The sequence below is a fragment of the Streptomyces sp. AV19 genome (assembly GCF_015999245.1).
Taxonomy (GTDB): domain Bacteria; phylum Actinomycetota; class Actinomycetes; order Streptomycetales; family Streptomycetaceae; genus Streptomyces.
Window position 1 is genome coordinate 942,292 of sequence record NZ_JAEAMR010000003.1, and the last position, 17,575, is coordinate 959,866.

14 protein-coding genes are annotated in these 17,575 nt (G+C 74.2%); 2 read left to right on the forward strand and 12 right to left on the reverse strand.

Features of this window, described 5'->3' with window-relative positions; translation table 11 throughout:
* Positions 1 to 210: 210 nt before the first annotated feature.
* The 3 genes from I5Q34_RS04420 to I5Q34_RS04430 form a co-directional block, all read right to left on the reverse strand.
* The gene (locus I5Q34_RS04420; RefSeq protein WP_199890727.1) at positions 211 to 1,536 is read right to left on the reverse strand and encodes an NAD(P)/FAD-dependent oxidoreductase; all 1,326 of its coding nucleotides are present in this window, start codon (positions 1,534 to 1,536) and stop codon (positions 211 to 213) included.
* 168 nt (positions 1,537 to 1,704) lie between these two features.
* On the reverse strand, positions 1,705 to 2,619 hold the full coding sequence (locus I5Q34_RS04425; protein ID WP_199890728.1) for a TIGR01777 family oxidoreductase: 915 nt from the start codon (positions 2,617 to 2,619) through the stop codon (positions 1,705 to 1,707).
* Positions 2,620 to 2,636: 17 nt separating this feature from the next.
* A complete protein-coding gene (locus tag I5Q34_RS04430; RefSeq protein WP_199890858.1) occupies positions 2,637 to 3,155 on the reverse strand; it encodes a DUF4240 domain-containing protein in 519 nt (172 codons plus the stop codon).
* A 92-nt stretch (positions 3,156 to 3,247) separates the two neighbouring features.
* Between I5Q34_RS04430 and I5Q34_RS04435 the strand changes: the two genes are divergently transcribed.
* Complete coding sequence (locus I5Q34_RS04435; RefSeq protein WP_199890729.1) at positions 3,248 to 4,219, forward strand: SDR family oxidoreductase; 972 nt, start codon at positions 3,248 to 3,250, stop codon at positions 4,217 to 4,219.
* Between the two features lie 194 nt (positions 4,220 to 4,413).
* Here I5Q34_RS04435 and I5Q34_RS04440 read toward each other — a convergent pair whose 3' ends face one another.
* The 6 genes from I5Q34_RS04440 to I5Q34_RS04465 form a co-directional block, all read right to left on the reverse strand.
* Entirely contained in the window at positions 4,414 to 5,397 is a 984-nt protein-coding gene (locus tag I5Q34_RS04440; RefSeq protein WP_199890730.1) for a YafY family protein, read from the reverse strand.
* Between the two features lie 166 nt (positions 5,398 to 5,563).
* A complete protein-coding gene (locus I5Q34_RS04445) occupies positions 5,564 to 6,193 on the reverse strand; it encodes a GntR family transcriptional regulator (RefSeq protein WP_199890731.1) in 630 nt (209 codons plus the stop codon).
* 116 nt (positions 6,194 to 6,309) lie between these two features.
* Positions 6,310 to 7,995, reverse strand: a complete 1,686-nt coding sequence (sucB, locus tag I5Q34_RS04450) for a 2-oxoglutarate dehydrogenase, E2 component, dihydrolipoamide succinyltransferase (RefSeq protein ID WP_199890732.1) — start codon at positions 7,993 to 7,995, stop codon at positions 6,310 to 6,312.
* A gap of 48 nt (positions 7,996 to 8,043) precedes the next feature.
* Positions 8,044 to 9,432 carry a dihydrolipoyl dehydrogenase gene (gene lpdA / locus I5Q34_RS04455; protein WP_199890733.1) on the reverse strand — a complete coding sequence of 463 codons (1,389 nt, stop codon included), beginning with the start codon at positions 9,430 to 9,432 and terminating at the stop codon, positions 8,044 to 8,046.
* Positions 9,433 to 10,366: 934 nt separating this feature from the next.
* Positions 10,367 to 11,896, reverse strand: coding sequence for a leucyl aminopeptidase (locus tag I5Q34_RS04460; protein ID WP_199890734.1), 1,530 nt, complete (start codon positions 11,894 to 11,896; stop codon positions 10,367 to 10,369).
* A 163-nt stretch (positions 11,897 to 12,059) separates the two neighbouring features.
* Entirely contained in the window at positions 12,060 to 12,854 is a 795-nt protein-coding gene (locus tag I5Q34_RS04465) for an adenosylcobinamide-GDP ribazoletransferase (RefSeq protein WP_199890735.1), read from the reverse strand.
* A 90-nt stretch (positions 12,855 to 12,944) separates the two neighbouring features.
* Here I5Q34_RS04465 and I5Q34_RS04470 point away from each other — a divergent pair, with 90 nt between their 5' ends.
* On the forward strand, positions 12,945 to 13,682 hold the full coding sequence (locus I5Q34_RS04470; RefSeq protein ID WP_199890736.1) for a hypothetical protein: 738 nt from the start codon (positions 12,945 to 12,947) through the stop codon (positions 13,680 to 13,682).
* Here I5Q34_RS04470 and I5Q34_RS04475 read toward each other — a convergent pair.
* The 3 genes from I5Q34_RS04475 to I5Q34_RS04485 form a co-directional block, all read right to left on the reverse strand.
* Positions 13,649 to 14,368 (reverse strand): hypothetical protein, encoded by a 720-nt coding sequence (locus I5Q34_RS04475; protein ID WP_199890737.1) that lies wholly within the window; start codon positions 14,366 to 14,368, stop codon positions 13,649 to 13,651. The genes I5Q34_RS04470 and I5Q34_RS04475 overlap by 34 nt on opposite strands.
* Complete coding sequence (locus I5Q34_RS04480; RefSeq protein ID WP_199890738.1) at positions 14,365 to 16,122, reverse strand: phosphatidylglycerol lysyltransferase domain-containing protein; 1,758 nt, start codon at positions 16,120 to 16,122, stop codon at positions 14,365 to 14,367. The genes I5Q34_RS04475 and I5Q34_RS04480 overlap by 4 nt, the downstream gene beginning before the upstream one ends.
* 64 nt (positions 16,123 to 16,186) lie before the next feature.
* Positions 16,187 to 17,233: a nicotinate-nucleotide--dimethylbenzimidazole phosphoribosyltransferase gene (locus I5Q34_RS04485; RefSeq protein ID WP_199890739.1), complete on the reverse strand. Its 1,047-nt coding sequence runs from the start codon at positions 17,231 to 17,233 to the stop codon at positions 16,187 to 16,189.
* Between the last annotated feature and the right edge of the window lie 342 nt (positions 17,234 to 17,575).

Consider the following 17,575-nt stretch of genomic DNA (forward strand, 5'->3'; position numbering starts at 1 on the left):
GAAACGCCGGGTTCCCGGAGCCGAATCGCCCGCAAAACGCTTCTGCGGTTCGCGCGGGCGGACGCGGGCGGACATGGACGGCCCCCGGTCCCGGGGGAGTTTCCCCCGGGCCCGGGGTCCGCCTTTTCCCGTGGGCGGGCCCTGGCCCCCGGGGCTCTCCCCAGGGGCGGGACCCTGCCGGTGGGCGGGCGCCCTCCCTTCCGGGCTCTTTCAGGCCGCCCGCAGCGCCTCCACCCCGTAGCCCGGGCGGATGCCCAGGTCGCGGAGGAGGGCGTGGGCCGCCCTGCGGCCGGAGAAGAGGGCGCCCTGGACGGTGCTCGTGTCGCGGTGGTCGCCGCAGACGTACAGCCCCGACAGCAGCCGCACCGGGCGGCGCATGTCGTGCGGCGAGGGCATCGCCGGGACGGCGTACGGGTCGTGATGGGCCGACAGCAGCTCGAAGTCGTCCGGGGACATGCCGTGCAGCCGGGCCAGTTGGGCCCTGGCCGTCCGGTCGAGCTCGGTGACCGGCGCGGCCGCGCCGGCGCCGAGCACGGTGGAGGTGATCAGGGCGCGTCCCGCAGGGGCCCGGTCGGGGTCCACCTCGCTCGCCACCGTCGTGTGGGCGATCGGCCCGCCGCGGCCGCCCGTCACCACCAGGGCCGCGTCGCCGGGCGGCGGCCCGGCGGTGGCGTGATGGAGCACTGTGACGGGGTGGAAGCCGGGCAGGCGCAGGCCGGGGAGCAGCTCGGCGGCGGCCCGGGCGCCGGTGGCCACGATCACCGAGCGGCAGCTGATCTCGCCGTGCCCGGCGGTCGTCACGGAGGTGGTGCCGGCGGAGGTGGCGTGGACCCCGGTGCGCACGGTGCCGGGCGGCAGCATCGCCGCCAGCAGGTCGGGGACCGCCCCCGCGCCGCCGGCCGGCAGGCAGAGCCGTCCCCGGGCGAAGCCGCGCAGCACGAGGTCGGCGCACCGGCTGGACGTGGTGAGGTCCGGGTCGGACAGCAGGGAGGCCAGCAGCGGGCGCAGCAGGCCCTCGACCGTACGGGCCGGCAGCCCGCGGTTGGCGAGGGTGGCGGCCGTGGGGCGGTCGGGGCGGGCGAGGATCCGCTCGACGGGCAGCGCCGCGAACCGGGTCAGCGCCGCGCCCAGCCGGGCCTGGTCGAGGCCGGTGGTGCGGGAGGTGCGCGCGGCACTGGCCAGGGCCCGGGCGGTGGTCAAGGCCCGCTTGGCACCCCGGGTCTCCCCGATGCGGTGGTTGCGGCCCTCGGCGTGGACGACGACGCCGGGGGCGAAGGGGCGCAGGACGAGGGCGCCGAGGCCGGGGGTGCGGCGCAGATCGGGGAACGCGGTGTTGAGCAATTGCCCGGAACGGTCCAGGCGGAAGCCGTCGAGCAGGTCGGTGGTCATGCGCCCGCCAGGCTGCGGAGCGGCTTCCAGCACGGTGACGGTGACACCGGCGTTGGTGAGCTGGTGTGCTGCGGAGAGACCGGCGAGGCCGGCTCCGACGATGACGACATCGGCGTGCTGTGCGGTGTGGCGTGCGCTGCTGGCCACGTGCCCTCCCGGGGTCGGTCCGCTCGCTCGGGGGCGTTGTGCCCCCAACGGGCTGCGACGATGCGCGAGTTCGCCTCGACCGTAGAGAGAAATCCGGTCAATAACAGTCGCGCACGGGAAGAGCACGGTCGCACGGCGGTCGCACGATCGTGGCGCCGTGCTCCGCAATCATCGGGCCGAAGCGTGCCCCTCCTCGGCGAGTGCCGCGCGTACGGCGCTCTCGATGTCCGGGTGCGCGAACTCGAAGCCGGAGCCCAACAGCCGCCCGGGCAGCACCCGTTGACTGGCCAGCACGTCCGCCGCCATGCCGCCCAGCGCGAGCCGGAGCGCCGGGGCGGGCGCGGGCAGCAGCGCCGGGCGGTGCAGCACGCGCCCCATGACCCGGGCGACTTCGCGATTGGTGACGGGGAGGGGCGCGGTGAGATTGACGGGGCCCACGAGGGTCTCCGTGTCCAGCGCGTGGCGCAGGGCGGCGACGTGGTCGCGCAGGGCGATGAAGCTCCAGTACTGGCGGCCGTTGCCGAGGGGGCCGCCCAGCCCCAGCCGGAACAGCGGGAAGAGCCGCTGCCAGGCACCGCCGTGCCGGCTCACGACCAGCCCGGTGCGCGCCAGGACGGTGCGCACGCCGGCTCTTGAGGCGGGGGCGGTGGCCACCTCCCATTCCCGGCAGACGTCGGCGAGGAAGCCCTCGCCGGCCGGGGAGTCCTCGTCGAGCGCCTCCGTGCCGCCGTCGCCGTAGACGCCGATGGCGCTGCCGCTGACCAGGACGGCGGGCGGGGCGTCCAGCGCCGCGACCGCCTCCGCCACCGCCGTGGTGCCCAGCACCCGGCTGTCGCGGATCTCCTTGCGGTACGCGGCGGTCCAGCGGTGGTCGCCGATGCCGGCGCCCGCCAGGTGCACGACGGCCGTGCAGCCGGCCAGGGCGCGGGGGTCCAGGCGGCCGCTCGCGGGGTCCCAGCGGACCTCCGCCGCGCTCCGGGGCGCGCGGCGGACCAGCCGCGTCACCTCGTGGCCGTCCGCCTCCAGGGAGCGGACGAGGGCGGAGCCGATGAGTCCGGACGAGCCGGTGATGGCGATGCGCATGGGACCACCCTGCCGGTTCACGAACGGAAGCGCTCCCACAGGGCCGGGAAGCGGTCCGCCAGGACGGAGTCGTCCTCCGGGTCGAACGGGGTGCCCAGCGGCTCGGCCGGGGCCGGGGGCAGGGCCAGATCCGGCATCTGGGTGCCGGTCAGCTGCTCGTACGCCTCGTCCGCCGCGTAGCCCAGGTCCTCGCCGTCCCCGTCCGCCTCCTCGTCGAAGTCGTCGAGCAGCGTGGCGAGCCGGTCGGGGTCGTGCAGGGCGCCCTCGAAGACCTCCCGGCCCTGGCCGATCAGCCAGCAGCGGAAGTAGTCGAACGAGTCGTCGCTCGCGCCGCCGAGGATGATGGACGCCGCGCCCCGCAGGTCCCACAGGTAGGCGCGGTTGTAGCGGGCCTCGAAGTGCCGGGCGAAGTCCAGCACGCCGTCCGGGTCGAGCCGCATCAGCCGCTCGACCAGCAGGTCGGCCTGGTCCTCGACGTCACCGCCGGCGGCGGCCCGGGTCTCGTCGACGATCTCCCAGAACTCCGTCTCGTCCATCACGGCAACAGCATCCGCCCTGGCCTCCGGGGGCGCACGCGGAGGGGACCGGAAGCGGCCGCCCCCGGCCTCTCCGGAATACCGGACAGAAGATGTCGGGTATCGGTGCGAGGGTCCTCCCGTACCGCAGGACGAGGGAGGACGACGTGAACGCATCACTCGAGGGCAAGGTCGCGCTGGTCGCGGGGGCGACGCGGGGCGCGGGGCGGGCCATGGCGGTGGAACTCGGGCGCGCCGGGGCGACCGTCTACGCGACGGGGCGCACGACGCGGACGCACCGGAGCGAGGTCGGCCGGCCCGAGACGATCGAGGAGACGGCGGAGCTGGTGACGGCGGCGGGCGGCACGGGGATCGCCGTCCCGACCGATCACCTGGTGACCTCGCAGGTCAGGGCGCTGGTCGAGCGGATCGACCGGGAGCAGGGACGGCTGGACGTGCTGGTCAACGACGTGTGGGGCGGTGACCATCTGCTGGAGTTCGGCAAGAAGCTGTGGGAGCTGGACATCGACCGTGTGCTGCGGATGGTGCGCCTGTCGATCGACGCGCACCTCATCACCAGCCACTGCGCCCTGCCGCTGCTCATCCGGCGGCCCGGGGGCCTGGTCGTGGAGATCACGGACGGGACGGAGGAGGGCAACCGGGCGCACTACCGGGAGCACCTGGTGCTGGACGTGGCGAAGTATGGCCCGTTCCGGATGGCCTCCGGGCTGGCGGAGGAGCTCCGGGACCACGAGGGGACGGCGGTGTGCGTCACGCCGGGCTTCCTGCGGTCCGAGGAGATGCTCGACCACTTCGGGGTGACGGAGGCGAACTGGCGGGAGGCGGTGAAGAAGGAGCCGCACTTCGCGATCGCGGAATCGCCGGCCTTCATCGGCCGGGCGGTGGCGGCGCTGGCGGGAGACCCGGAGCGGGGGCGGTGGAACGGGAGGTCGGTGTCGAGCGGGCAGTTGGCGAAGGTGTACGGGGTGCGGGACGCGGACGGTTCGCAGCCGGATTGCGACCGGTACTTCGAGGAGGTGGTGTTCGGGGGGAGGGTGGCGTCCGCGGACGAGTACCGGAGCTGAAACACAGCCCGTCTGGGGGTTGCCCCCTCCGGGGAGTTCGAGGACAGCGCCCGGAGGGCGCTTCGGGGTCCGGGGTGCGGCCCTGCTGGGGGCCCAGGGGGCGGGGCCCCCGGCGGGGCTCCGCGCCATACGGGGGCTGCGAAGGGGCGCAGCCCCCGCGGAAACGGTGAAAGGGCGGGATCGGGGCAAACCCCTCACGCCCCCGGCCCGTACAACCGGGCCATCCGCCCCGCCGCCCCCGCCATCCGCCCCCGTAACTCCTCCGGCTCCAGCACCTCCGCCTCCGGCCCCAGCGCCAGCAGTTGCTCGTACGCCACGTCGAGCCCCTCCACGCGCAGCGTCACCGTGACGCGGCCGTCCGCCGCGTCCGGCGGGCCCGCCGTCGCCACGGCCTCCTCCCCGGACCGGCGGTCCACGACATGCGGCAGGCGCCGCACCCCGTCGGCCGTCAGCCGCAGCACCACCCGCTCCCGCAGCAGCGACCGCGCGAACAGCGCCGCGTGCTCCTCCCAGAAGCCGGGGAGGTCGAACGTCCCGTCCCGGCGGAAGCGCTTCTCCGCGGCGGCGCTCACCGCCGTGAAGCGGTCCACCCGGTAGGAGCGGAAGTCCGAGGCCACCCGCGCGATCAGGTACCAGACGCCTCCCTTGAGGACGAGACCGTACGGATCCAGACCGCGCTCCACCTCCTCCCCGTCGCGGCGCCGGTAGCGGGCGGTCACGCGGCGGTCGTCCCAGACCGCCTCCGCGAGGGCGGGCAGCAGTGGTGGGGGGTCGGCGGGCTGCCACCAGCCGGGGGCGTCGAGGTGGAAGCGCTGGGCCGCGCTCGACGACGCGTCGCGCAGTTCGGGGAGCAGGGCCGCGGAGACCTTGAGGCGGGCCGCGGACGCCGCGTCGGCGAGCCCCATCTCGCGCAGGGCGGACGGGACGCCGGAGAGGAAGAGGGCTTCGGCCTCGGTACGGCCGAGACCCGTGAGACGGGTGCGGTAGCCGCCGACAAGGCGGTACCCGCCGGAGCGGCCGCGGTCGGCGTAGACGGGCACGCCCGCCTCGGAGAGGGCGAGGACGTCCCGGGCGACGGTGCGCTCGGAGACCTCCAGCTGCCGCGCCAGCTCGGCACCCGTCATCAGCGGACGGGACTGGAGCAGCAGCACCAGCTTGATCAGTCGGGCCGCGCGCATGCGTTCATCATGGCAGGGGCCGACGACAGGAACCCGTGCGCCCAGCCAGGGCACGGCGACGTACGGGACCTGTCGTCACCCCTGAGCCGCTCCGCGACACAGGACAGGGCGGCGCGGCGCGGCTCCGGGAAGGACGATACGCCCTGATCGATGATCGATCAATCCGTCAGTCGGGAATCCGCGGCGCGCACCCCAGGACATGGGTGCGCAGCAGCTCCCCGATGCGCGGATCGCGCCGGCGGAAGGCGGCGACCAGCTCCGCGTGGTCCTCCGCGTGCGGCCGCGGCTCGGGGCTGAGCCAGCGGATGGACAGCGTGGTCCACACCTCGATGCCCAGCGACTCCCAGGCGTGCAGCAGGACGGAGTTCCCCGAGGCCAGGACGATCTCGCGGTGGAAGGCGACGGTGTGCCGCACCTGGGCCTCGCCGTCGCCGAGCCGGTCCGCCTCGTAGAGCGGCGCCAGCTCCCGGTCGAGCGCCGAGGCGTCCTCGGCCAGGGCGTCGGCGGCCAGCTCGGCGGCCACCTGCTCCAGCCCGGCCCGCACCGGGTAGCTCTCCTTGACGTCGGCCGCGGTCAGCTCGCGGACCCGTACGCCCTTGTTGGGGGCCGACTCGATCAGCCGCAGGGACTCCAGCTCCCGCAGCGCCTCGCGCACCGGCGTCTGGCTGACCAGCAGCTCCGAGGCGATCCGCCGCTCCACGATCCGCTCGCCCGGCTGCCAGCGGCCGCTGACGATCCCCTCCAGGATGTGCTCGCGGATCTGTTCGCGCAGCGAGTGGACGACGGGTGGTGACATGGGGGCGCTCCTCGGCGGCCTGGGTGGATCGCAGTCATTATCCCGGTATGCGCGAAGGGCGCGGCCCCGGCCCGTACGAAACGGGACCGGGGCCGCGCCCTCGGTGGCGCTGCGGGTCAGAGACCGATCTCGGTCTCGAACTCGGCGGCCTCCAGGATCGCCTTGACCGTCGTCAGGTAGCGGGCCGCGTCGGCGCCGTCCACCAGGCGGTGGTCGTAGGAGAGCGTCACGTACGTCATGTCGCGGACGCCGATGGTGGTGCCCTCCTCGGTCTCGATGACCACCGGGCGCTTGACGGTGGCGCCGATGCCGAGGATCGCGACCTGGTTCGGGGGCACGATGACCGTGTCGAACAGCGCACCGCGCGAGCCGGTGTTGCTGATCGTGAAGGTCGCGCCGGACATCTCGTCCGGGCTGATCTTGCCCGTGCGGACCTTGCCCGCCAGCTCCGCCGTCTTCTTGGCGATGCCCGCGATGTTGAGGTCACCCGCACCCTTGATGACCGGGGTCATCAGGCCCTTCTCCGAGTCGACGGCGATGCCGACGTTCTCGGAGTCGAAGTAGGTGATGGTGCCCTCGTCCTCGTTGATCCGGGCGTTGATGACCGAGTGGGCCTTCAGCGCCTGGACGGCGGCCTTGACGAAGAACGGCATCGGGGACAGCTTGACGCCCTCGCGGGCGGCGAACGCGTCCTTGGCCTTGCCGCGCATCTTCATGATCTTGGTGATGTCCACCTCGATCACGGAGCTGAGCTGGGCCTGGCCGTGCAGCGCCTTCATCATGTTGTCGGCGATGACCTTGCGCATGCGCGGCATCTTGACGGTCTGACCGCGCAGCGGGGACGTCTCCAGGGCCGGGGCCTTGGGGGCGGCGGCCTTGGGGGCCGGAGCGGCGGCCGGGGCAGCGGCGGCGGCCTTGGCGGCCTCGGCGGCGGCCAGGACGTCCTGCTTGCGGATGCGGCCACCGACACCGGTGCCCGCGACCGTCGACAGGTTGACGCCGGACTCCGCGGCGAGCTTGCGCACCAGCGGGGTGACGTACGCGCCGTCGTTCGCCGGGGCGGCCGGGGCGGCCGGAGCCTTCGGCGCGGCGGGAGCCGGAGCCGGGGCGGCCGGGGCCGGAGCAGCGGCGACCGGGGCCGGGGCCGGAGCGGCCGGCGCGGGGGCCGGAGCAGCGGCCGGGGCGGGCGCCGGGGCGGCGGCCGGAGCCGGAACGGCGGCGGGGGCGGCAGCGGCCGGAGCGGCACCGGCGGCACCGATCACGGCGAGCTTGGCGCCGACCTCGGCGACCTCGTCCTCGGCGACGAGGATCTCCAGCAGGACGCCGGCGGCCGGGGCCGGGATCTCGGTGTCGACCTTGTCGGTCGAGACCTCGAGCAGCGGCTCGTCCTCGGCCACCTCCTCGCCGACCTCCTTGAGCCAGCGGGTGACGGTGCCCTCGGTGACCGACTCGCCCAGCGCGGGCAGGACGACGTCGGTGCCGGTGGCGCCGGCGGCCGGAGCCGGAGCGGCGGGGGCCTCGGCGGCAGCGGCCGTCGGAGCCGGGGCGGCAGCGGGGGCACCCGTGCCGTCGTCGATGATCGCCAGCTCGGAGCCGACCTCGACCGTCTCGTCCTCGGCCACCTTGATGGAGGCGAGGATGCCGGACGCGGGGGCCGGAATCTCGGTGTCGACCTTGTCGGTGGAGACCTCGAGCAGCGGCTCGTCGGCCTCCACTCGCTCACCTTCGGCCTTGAGCCAGCGGGTGACGGTGCCCTCGGACACGCTCTCGCCGAGCGCCGGCAGGGTTACGGAAACCGCCATGGTGCGGTTGCTCCTTACGAGTAGTGCGGATGGTGGTGCGCTCGGGACTCAGTCGTGCGAGTGCAGCGGCTTGCCGGCCAGGGCCAGGTGGGCCTCGCCCAGAGCCTCGTTCTGCGTCGGGTGCGCGTGGATCAGCTGCGCGACCTCGGCGGGCAGCGCCTCCCAGTTGTAGATCAGCTGGGCTTCGCCGACCTGCTCGCCCATGCGGTCGCCGACCATGTGGACGCCGACGACGGCACCGTCCTTGACCTGGACGAGCTTGATCTCGCCCGCGGTCTTCAGGATCTTGCTCTTGCCGTTGCCCGCGAGGTTGTACTTCAGGCTGACGACCTTGTCGGCGCCGTACAGCTCCTTGGCCTTCGCCTCGGTGATACCGACGGAGGCGACCTCCGGGTGGCAGTACGTGACGCGCGGCACGCCGTCGTAGTCGACCGGCACGGGGTTCAGCCCGGCCAGGCGCTCCGCCACCAGGATGCCCTCCGCGAAGCCGACGTGCGCGAGCTGGAGGGTGGGGACCAGGTCGCCGACCGCCGAGATGGTCTCCACATTGGTCCGCATGTACTCGTCGACGAGGACGTAGCCGCGGTCCATGGCGACCCCGGCCTCCTCGTAGCCTAGGCCCTGGGAGACCGGGCCGCGGCCGACGGCGACGAGCAGCAGTTCGGCCTCGAAGGTCTTGCCGTTCTCCAGCGAGACCTTCACGCCGTCGGCGGTGTACTCCACGCCGGAGAAGCGGGAGCCCAGGGAGAAGTTGATGCCGCGCTTGCGGAAGGCGCGCTCCAGCAGCTTGGAGCTGTTCTCGTCCTCGACCGGGACGAGGTGCGGGAGCGCCTCGACGATCGTGACGTCCACGCCGAAGGACTTCCACGCGGAGGCGAACTCGACGCCGATGACGCCGCCGCCGAGCACGATCGCGGACTTCGGCACGCGGTCCAGGACCAGCGCGTGGTCCGAGGAGATGACGCGGTCGCCGTCGATGGTCAGGCCCGGCAGCGACTTCGGCACGGAGCCGGTGGCCAGCAGGACGTGGCGGCCGGTGATGCGCTGGCCGTTGACGTCCACCGACGTGGGGGAGGACAGGCGGCCCTCACCGGTGATGTAGGTGACCTTGCGGGAGGCGACCAGGCCCTGCAGGCCCTTGTACAGGCCCGAGATCACGTCGTCCTTGTACTTGTGGACGCCCGCGATGTCGATGCCCTCCAGGGCGGCCTTGACACCGAACTGCTCGGCCTCGCGTGCCTGGTCGGCGATCTCGCCGGCGTGCAGCAGAGCCTTGGTGGGGATGCAGCCGCGGTGCAGGCAGGTGCCGCCCAGCTTGTCCTTCTCGATCAGGGCGACGTCCAGACCCAGCTGGGCACCCCGCAGGGCAGCGGCGTAACCACCGCTACCGCCTCCGAGGATCACTAGGTCGAAAACGGTGCTGGCGTCGTTCGCCACGTCACGTCCTCCATGCATGGGTACGCCGTTGCCGGTCGTCGGTGACCGGGCGGCGGCTGTCGTTCGGCCGCTTGTTGCTTCGGCCCTGTGATTACGGGGGCCCTGTCCTGCCGAGACAACATCTTCGCACTTGTTGACGGACGGCGGGACGCGGGGCCGGGGCTGAGGGACGACTGATGCGTCACCTTCGCGTGTTACTCGCGCGTATCCGGTGTCTGTTGCGGAGGTGGGCGGGGCGTTCGTCGAGAGCGAACGGGGTGGGGTGGGTGGGGTGGGTTTGCCCCGGTCCCGCCCTTTCACCGTTTCTCCCGGGGCTCCGCCCCGGGGCCGGCACCGCGCTCCGCGCGGTGATGCGGGGGCTTCGCCCCCTGCGCCCCACGGGGCTCCGCCCCTGGCCCCCGCTTCGGGGCTCCGCCCCGGACCCCGTTATCGCGGCTTCGTCGCTCGTCCTCAAGCGCCGGACGGGCTGAAGTGCGCGCCCGGGCCGGATATCCGGTGCGGACAATATCCGGTGCGGGCAATATTCGTGCGGGCGATATCCGGCGGGGGCGCGAAATCCAGCCCGTCCGGCGCTTGAGGACAGCGCCCGGAGGGCGCTTCGGGGGTCAGGGGCCCCGCACCACCGCGCGGAGCGCGGTGCCGGGCCGAGGGGCGGAGCCCCGGGAGAAACGGTGAAAGGGCGGGACCGGGGCAAACCCACCGGGGGCGCAGCAGCGCCGCCCGAGCATATTTCACGGGCGCGCCCCGGCAGGGGTCCAGGGGCGGAGCCCCGTCAACCGCCCGGGCCGGGGCTCCAACCGTCCCGCGGTCGGCCCGGGCGCGCCGACCGCCCCCGGGCTGCCGGGCTGCCGGGGCACCCCGGGCCCGGGGCCCCGCCCCGGGGAGACGGCGAAAGGGCGGGGCGGGGAGAGAACCCCCTTACGGGAGAAACCCGTTACCCCAGATCCCCCTCCGCCGTCCGCTCCGCGAGCCGCACCAGCGTCCGCACCGCCGACCCGGTACCACCCTTCGGGGTGTACCCGAACGGAGCGCTCTCGTGGAAGGCCGGCCCCGCGATGTCCAGGTGCCCCCACGTGATGCCCTCGCCCACGAACTCCTGCAGGAAGAGGCCGGCGATCAGCCCGCCACCGTTGCGGACGCCCATGTTGGCGATGTCCGCGACCGGGGAGTCCATCGTCTTGCGCAGCTCGGTGGGGAGCGGCATGGGCCAGGCCTGCTCGCCGGCCTCCTCGGCGATCTCGTAGAGCGCCGTGCGGAACGCGTCGTCGTTGGCCATGACACCGAACGTGCGGTCGCCCAGCGCGAGCACCATCGCACCGGTGAGCGTGGCGACGTCCACGATCGCGTCCGGCTCCTCCTCCGAGGCCCGGGTCAGGGCGTCGGCCAGCACCAGCCGGCCCTCGGCGTCGGTGTTGAGGACCTCCACGGTCTTGCCGCTGTACATCTTCAGCACGTCGCCCGGACGGGTGGCGCTGCCGGAGGGCATGTTCTCCGCGAGGGCCAGCCAGCCCGTGATGTTGACCCGCAGGCCGAGGCGGGCCGCGGCCACCACGGCGGCGAACACGGCGGCGGCGCCGCTCATGTCGCACTTCATGGTCTCGTTGTGGCCGGCCGGCTTGAGGGAGATGCCGCCCGAGTCGTAGGTGATGCCCTTGCCGACCAGGGCGAGGGTCTTCTCGGCCTTGGGGTGGGTGTAGGCGAGGCGGACCAGCCGCGGCAGGTTGGCGGAGCCCTGGCCGACGCCCATCAGGCCGCCGTAACCGCCCTTGAGCAGTGCCTTCTCGTCCAGGACCTCGACCTTGAGGCCGAACTCCTTGGCGGCCTCCTGGGCGAGCTGCGCGAAGGCCGCCGGGTACAGGTCGTTGGAGGGGATGTTGATCAGGTCGCGGGCCCGGTTGACCTCGGAGGCGACGGCGGCCGCGCGCTCGGCGGCGGCCTTGAAGGCCTTGTCGCGCGGCTTGGCGCCCAGGATCGCGGCCTCGCCCAGCGGCTCGCCCTTGCCGCCCTTGGCGGCCTTGCCGTTGCCGTCGGTGCGGTACGCGGTGAAGGCGTACGCGCCCAGCAGCGCGCCCTCGCCGATCGCCGCGACGTCCTCCGGACCCGTCACGGGCAGGGCGAACGCGGCCTTCTTCGTGCCGGACAGCGCCCGGGCCGCGGAGCCCGCGGCGCGGCGCAGCGCCTCACCCTCGTAGCCGTCGCCCTTGGCGGGCACGCCGCCGAGGCCGACCGCCACCACGACGGGGGCCTTGATGCCGGCCGGTGCCGGGAGCTTGGTTACGTCACCCTCGTCGCCGGTGGCGCCGAGGGTCTCCAGGACGGCGGCCAGCTTCCCGTCGAAGGCCTGGTCCACGGCTTCGGCGCCGGTCGCGACGACGGGGCCCTTGGGGCCCTTGGCGATGCCGACGACGAGGGCGTCCGCGCGCAGCGTCGCCGCGCTGGAAGTGCTGAGAGTGAGAGCAGTCACGGTGGTGGGTGTCCCTACTTCCGTCGGTGTTCTTTGGTGAGGGGGTGCCTCGGTGAGAGCGCGGCGGGACCGTGCCGGCCGCACTCCGCGCATCGTATGCGCCGGGTCCTCGCCGCCGGTTTCGGGCCTCGGGGCTGGCAGGAGCCTATCTCCGCGCGGTCGTTCAGCCCAGGGCGAGCACGATCAGCGCGCTGGTCGCGGCGGTCTCGGCCAGCGCGCCGAAGACGTCGCCGGTGACCCCGCCGAAGCGGCGGCGGCAGTGGCGCAGCAGCAGCTCGGCAAGGACGAGGGCGGCGAGGACGGCGGCGGCGGCCCGGGCCGCTCCGTACGGGCCGGCGGCCGCCCCCGCCGCGGCGGCCGCCCCCGCCGCGGCCACGAGCACGGCGACGGCGGCGCGCACGGGCACGACGCCGGCCACCGCGGCGCCGAGGCCCTCGGGGCGCGCGGCCGGGACCCCCGCGCGGGCGGCGAGGGTCAGCGCGCAGCGGGCGGCGAGGCCGGCCACCAGGGCGGCGAGGAAGCCGCGGGCGCCGCCGGCGGCGTACTGCCCGGCGAGCACGGCCACTTGGCCGAGCAGGACGAACACCAGGGTGATGACGCCGAACGGGCCGATGTCCGACTGCTTCATGATCCGCAGCGCGTCCTCGGCGGGCCGGCCGCTGCCCAGGCCGTCGGCGACGTCGGCGAGTCCGTCGAGGTGGAGCCCGCGGGTGAGCACGGCGGGCAGCGCGGCGGCGGCCACGGCGGCCAGGAGCGGGCCCGCGCCCAGCAGCAGGAGCAGCCAGCCGGCCGCCCCGGCCGCGGCGCCGACGGCCAGCCCGGCGAGCGGGGCGGCGAGCATGCCGCCCCGGGCGGCGGTCCGGTCCCAGCGCGTCAGGCGCACGGGCAGTACGGTCAGGGTGCCGAAGGCGAACCGGAGGGCGTCGGCGGGCGTTGCGGGGGAAGGGGCGTCGGTCATCGCGGGGGAGCCTATCCCGCCGTCCGCGGCGGGCCGGCGGCCGATCACAGCTAGCCCGTCAGGGGCGGGAGTTCGGGAGCACGGAGTCCGATGGAACACTGGCTTGACCGCAACATCGTCGAGCCGGGCAAGCTGCCCCTGCTGCTGGCACTGGCCGCGTTCGTGCTGACCTTCCTGGTCACCCGCGTCATCACCCGGCTGATCCGGGCGGGCAAGGGCCCCTTCCGCAACATCCGCCCCGGCGGGCTGCACGTCCACCACGTCGTACCGGGCGTCGTCCTCATGGTGATCGGCGGCTTCGGCGCGGTCTCGACGGGCCGGCACGGCCTGGGCGCGGTGGTCGCGGCGGTGCTCTTCGGGACGGGGGCGGGGCTGGTGCTGGACGAGTTCGCGCTGATCCTGCACCTCGACGACGTCTACTGGACCGAACAGGGCCGCAAGAGCGCCGAGATCGTGGTGCTGACGGCCGCCCTGGTCGGGCTGGTCCTCGCCGGGTTCTCCCCGTTCGGGGTGAACGAGCTGACCCCGGACGAGCTGCAGAACCGCAGCGTCGTGGTGACCAACACCCTGGTCAACTTCCTGATCGCGCTGTTCGCCCTGGCCAAGGGCAAGCCGCGGATCGCCCTGATCGGCACGGTGGTGCCACTGGTCGCGCTGATCGGCGCGGTCCGGCTGGCCCGGCCGGGCTCGCCGTGGGCCCGGCGCTTCTACCGGCACCGGCCGCGGGCCCGCCGCCGCGCGCGGGTGCGCGCCTACCGGCACGACGCCCGCTGGAACGCGGTGCGCAACCGCCTTCACGACCTGGTCGCGGGCGCCCCCGACCGCTGACCGCCGTCGCGGAACCGGTCGTCGCGGGGTTTCCGGCGGCGCCGGACCACCTCCTCCGTCCCGCTGAGCGCCAGCACCGCCAGCACCGCGGCGATGTGCTCCTTGCCCGCCAGGTTGGGCTTGACGAGCACCTCGGCCACCATCGCCAGGACCACCACGGCGCAGGTGCACCAGGCGCGGTAGCGCCAGGACACGTACACCGCCAGTCCGACGACGGCCGCGGACGGGCCGGTGTCGATCACCTTGGCCGCCTCGGGCGGCAGCCCCAGCACGCCGGGCCCCAGCGCGATGGCCAGCCGCGCGTACATCGTCCCGGCGAGCGTGGCGAGGTAGGCGACGGCCAGCAGCCGCCACCGGCCCAGGCAGATCTCGGCGATGCCGAAGACGAGCAGGAGCTGGGCCAGCGCCCCCCACACGGGCAGGTCCAGGGCGGGGACGAAGAGCGACAGCGGGGTCCGCAGCAGCGCGAGCCACCAGGGCAGTTCGGCCCGTACGGAGCCGACGAGCTGGACGGGCCGGTAGCCCCAGGACTGGTTCTGGACGACCTGGAAGGCGGCGGTGAGGGCGACCGCCGAGAGCGTCAGCGAGATCGCGCGGAGCCGCTCGCGGGCGAACGCGTCCCGTACGGTCCCGGCGATCGGGCCCCACTCGGTGCGCGCGGCGCGTCGCAGCGCCGCGCGGTTCATCTTTTGCTCTCCAGGTGCTTGCGGTTCAGCCACTTGGGCAGGCCCGGCGCCTCCAGGAAGCCCTCGGCGCGGGCGCTCGCGAGACCGATCCGCAGCAGGTCACTGCTCTTCTCGAACAGCATGAAACGAGGCTCCCAGATCGGGCGGTACTTCGCATTTGCACGGTAGAGCGACTCGATCTGCCACCAGCGGGAGAAGAAGCTCAGCAGCGAGCGCCAGGCCCGCAGCACCGGGCCGGCCCCCAGCCGCGAGCCGCGCTCGAAGACCGAGCGGAACATCGCGAAGTTCAGCGACACCTGGTCCACGTTCTGCTCCCGCGCCCGCTGGAGCAGCTCGATGACCATGAACTCCATCAGGCCGTTCTCGGAGTCCCGGTCCCGGCGCATCAGGTCCAGGGACAGGCCCTTCGGCCCCCAGGGGACGAAGCTCAGCAGGGCGCGCAGCTCGTCCTTGCCGTCGTGGCATTCCAGCATCACGCAGCGCCCGTCGTCCGGGTCGCCGAGGCGGCCCAGCGCCATGGAGAAGCCGCGCTCGGTCGCCCCGTCGCGCCAGTCGTCGGCGCGCCGCAGCAGCTCGGCCATCTCCTCCTCGGGGATGTCCTCGTGCCGCCGGATCCGCACGGTGTACCCGGCGCGCTTCACCCGGTTGTAGGCCTGGCGGACGGTGCGCATCGCGCGGCCCTCCAGGGTGAACTCCGCGGTGTCCACGATGGCCTCGTCGCCGAGCTCCAGCGCGTCCATGCCGTGCCGGGCGTAGACCGTGCCGCCCTCCTCGCTCGCGCCCATCACCGCGGGGATCCAGCCGTGCGCGCGGGCCTCGGCCAGCCAGGGCTCGATGGCGCCGGGCCACGCCTCGGGGTCGCCGATCGGGTCGCCCGAGGCCAGCGAGACCCCGCCGACCACCCGGTAGGTGACGGCCGCCTTGCCGGACGGGGACCACACGACGCTCTTCTCGCGGCGCAGCGCGAAGTAGCCCAGCGAGTCGCGGTCCCCGAAGCGGTCGAGCAGGGCGCGCAGCCGGGATTCGTCCTCGGCGGTCAGCGGGTCGGTGGCGCGGCGGGAGCGGAACGCGGCCCACACCACCAGGACCAGCAGCACCGTGCTCATCACATTGATGAGGACGTTGACCCAGTCCGGGGTGTCGATGCCCGGGAAGTGGCGGTCGTCGCCGACCAGGAAGGCCAGCCGCCGCACCCCGTAGCGCCAGCGCTCCCAGAACGTGGACGGGTGCGCCTGGTTGGTGACCGTCACCAGCAGCGCGGCGATCAGCGAGGAGACCAGCAGGCCGGCGGCGGCCACGGCCGCGGCGAGCCTGGGGTTGGAGCGGTCGCCGATCGCGTAGAACTCGCGGCGGCCCACCAGGAGGGCGGTCACGAACAGCGCCGTGATCACCACGGAGAACCAGTTCTGGCCGTGCGCCCGGAACTCCGGATAGGCCATCAGCAGCGCGAGCAGCAGCAGGAGCACCCCGGCCAGGGCCAGGTTGAGGATCCAGGCGGCCCGTTTGCGCCGGCGCAGCGTGACGGCCATGAACAGCGACACCACCGCCGAGGTGAAGCTCGCCTCCAGCAGGTAGGGCGTGAAGTAGTCGTCCACGGCGTGCCGGCGGATGCTGGCCCCGAAGGACACCCACACCGCGCTGAGCAGGTTGATGAAGGCGACCGCACGGACGTACCACACGGCGAAGGCTGCGGCGCGCCGCGGCCAGGGGCCGCCACGCGCCTCGTCATCCGGAGTCAAGCGGACTTCTCCCATGAAGAGTGATCATCTCGGGATGCGCACGGGCTGCCTCCGGCTCCGGACTCCGCCGCCGGTGGTGTCAGGGGCGCTCGGGGAGCTCCGCCGCCAGGGCCGCGGCCGCCTGCACCAGTGGCAGGGCGAGCAGTGCCCCTGTTCCCTCGCCCAGTGTGACGCCGTGATCGAGCAGAGGGTTGAGCGCGATCCGGTCGAGTGCCTTCGCCTGGGCCGGGTCGCCGGTGCCGTTCCCGGCGAGCCACCAGTCCGGGGCCCGGAAGGCGACGCGCTGCGCGACCAGCGCGCAGGCCGCGGAGACCACGCCGTCCAGGATCACGGGCGTGCGGCGCACCGCGCTCTGCAGCAGGAAGCCGGTGATCGCGGCCAGGTCCGCGCCGCCGGTCGTGGCCAGCAGCTCCAACTGGTCGCCGAGCGCGGGCCGGGCCCGGCGCAGGGCGTCGCGGATCGCGGCGCACTTGCGCATCCAGGCCAGGTCGTCGATGCCGAAGCCGCCGCGGCCGGTGACGACCGAGGCGTCCGTGCCGCACAGCGCGCCGATCAGCGTGCCGGCGGCGGTCGTCCCGCCGACGCTCAGATCACCGAGCACGACGAGGTCGGTGCCGGAGTCGGCCTCCTCGTCCGCGACCGCCATCCCGGCGCGGAAGGCCCGCTCCGCCTCGTCCGCGGTCAGCGCGTCCTCGACGTCGATCCGGCCGGAGCCGCGGCGGACCCGGTGCCGGGTGACCTCCTCGGGCAGCAGCTCCGGGTCGCAGTCCACGGACATGTCGACGACCCGCAGTCCGGCGCCGAAGCGGCGGGCGAGGACGGCGGCGGGGCTTTCGCCCTCCAGGGCGGCGCGCACCAGCTCGTGCGCGCCGCCGGCCGGGCCGGCGGAGACGCCGAGGGCGGCGACGCCGTGGTCGCCCGCGAAGAGGACCGCCTTCGGCTGCCGCACCGGCTTCACCGGTACGCCGCCCTGTGCGGCGGCGAGCCACTCGCCGATCTCGTCCAGGCGGCCGAACGCTCCCGGGCGCGGCCCGAGCCGCTCGCGCCGCTCCTCGGCGTCGCGCCGCACGCCGGCGTCGGGCCGCTCGATCAGCGTGGCGAAGTCATCAAGATTCAGACCGCTCATCCGCGACACACTACCCCTGCGGGGGGCGGGTACCCGGGGGAGCTGTGCCCCGGTCTGCCCTTTCACCGTTTCCCGGGGGACCCGGGCCCCGACCGGGCTTCCGCGCCCGGGGGCGGCAACCGCGCTTCGCGCGGTTGTCCTCAAGCTCCCCGGAGGGGGCGGCCCCCAGACGGGCTGGGTGCCCCTCCCCGCCCTTTCACCGTTTCTTCCGGGGCTGCGCCCCTCGGCCCGGCACCGCGCTCCGCGCGGGCGAGCGGGGCTCCGCCCCGGCACCCCGCCGGGGCTGTGCCCCTGGCCCCCGAAGCGCCCTGCGGGCGCTGTCCTCAAGCGCCGGACGGGCTG

What these genes read in the sequence shown, in the direction of transcription:
- I5Q34_RS04425 (WP_199890728.1), bottom strand. Translation starts at nt 2,619, where the DNA reads ATGCGCATCGCCATCACCGGCTCGTCCGGACTCATCGGCTCCGCCCTC.
- I5Q34_RS04430 (WP_199890858.1), bottom strand. Translation starts at nt 3,155, where the DNA reads ATGGACGAGACGGAGTTCTGGGAGATCGTCGACGAGACCCGGGCCGCC.
- I5Q34_RS04435 (WP_199890729.1), top strand. Translation starts at nt 3,248, where the DNA reads ATGTCGGGTATCGGTGCGAGGGTCCTCCCGTACCGCAGGACGAGGGAG.
- I5Q34_RS04440 (WP_199890730.1), bottom strand. Translation starts at nt 5,397, where the DNA reads ATGCGCGCGGCCCGACTGATCAAGCTGGTGCTGCTGCTCCAGTCCCGT.
- I5Q34_RS04445 (WP_199890731.1), bottom strand. Translation starts at nt 6,193, where the DNA reads ATGTCACCACCCGTCGTCCACTCGCTGCGCGAACAGATCCGCGAGCAC.
- sucB (WP_199890732.1), bottom strand. Translation starts at nt 7,995, where the DNA reads ATGGCGGTTTCCGTAACCCTGCCGGCGCTCGGCGAGAGCGTGTCCGAG.
- I5Q34_RS04465 (WP_199890735.1), bottom strand. Translation starts at nt 12,854, where the DNA reads ATGACCGACGCCCCTTCCCCCGCAACGCCCGCCGACGCCCTCCGGTTC.
- I5Q34_RS04470 (WP_199890736.1), top strand. Translation starts at nt 12,945, where the DNA reads ATGGAACACTGGCTTGACCGCAACATCGTCGAGCCGGGCAAGCTGCCC.
- I5Q34_RS04475 (WP_199890737.1), bottom strand. Translation starts at nt 14,368, where the DNA reads ATGAACCGCGCGGCGCTGCGACGCGCCGCGCGCACCGAGTGGGGCCCG.
- I5Q34_RS04480 (WP_199890738.1), bottom strand. Translation starts at nt 16,122, where the DNA reads ATGGGAGAAGTCCGCTTGACTCCGGATGACGAGGCGCGTGGCGGCCCC.
- I5Q34_RS04485 (WP_199890739.1), bottom strand. Translation starts at nt 17,233, where the DNA reads ATGAGCGGTCTGAATCTTGATGACTTCGCCACGCTGATCGAGCGGCCC.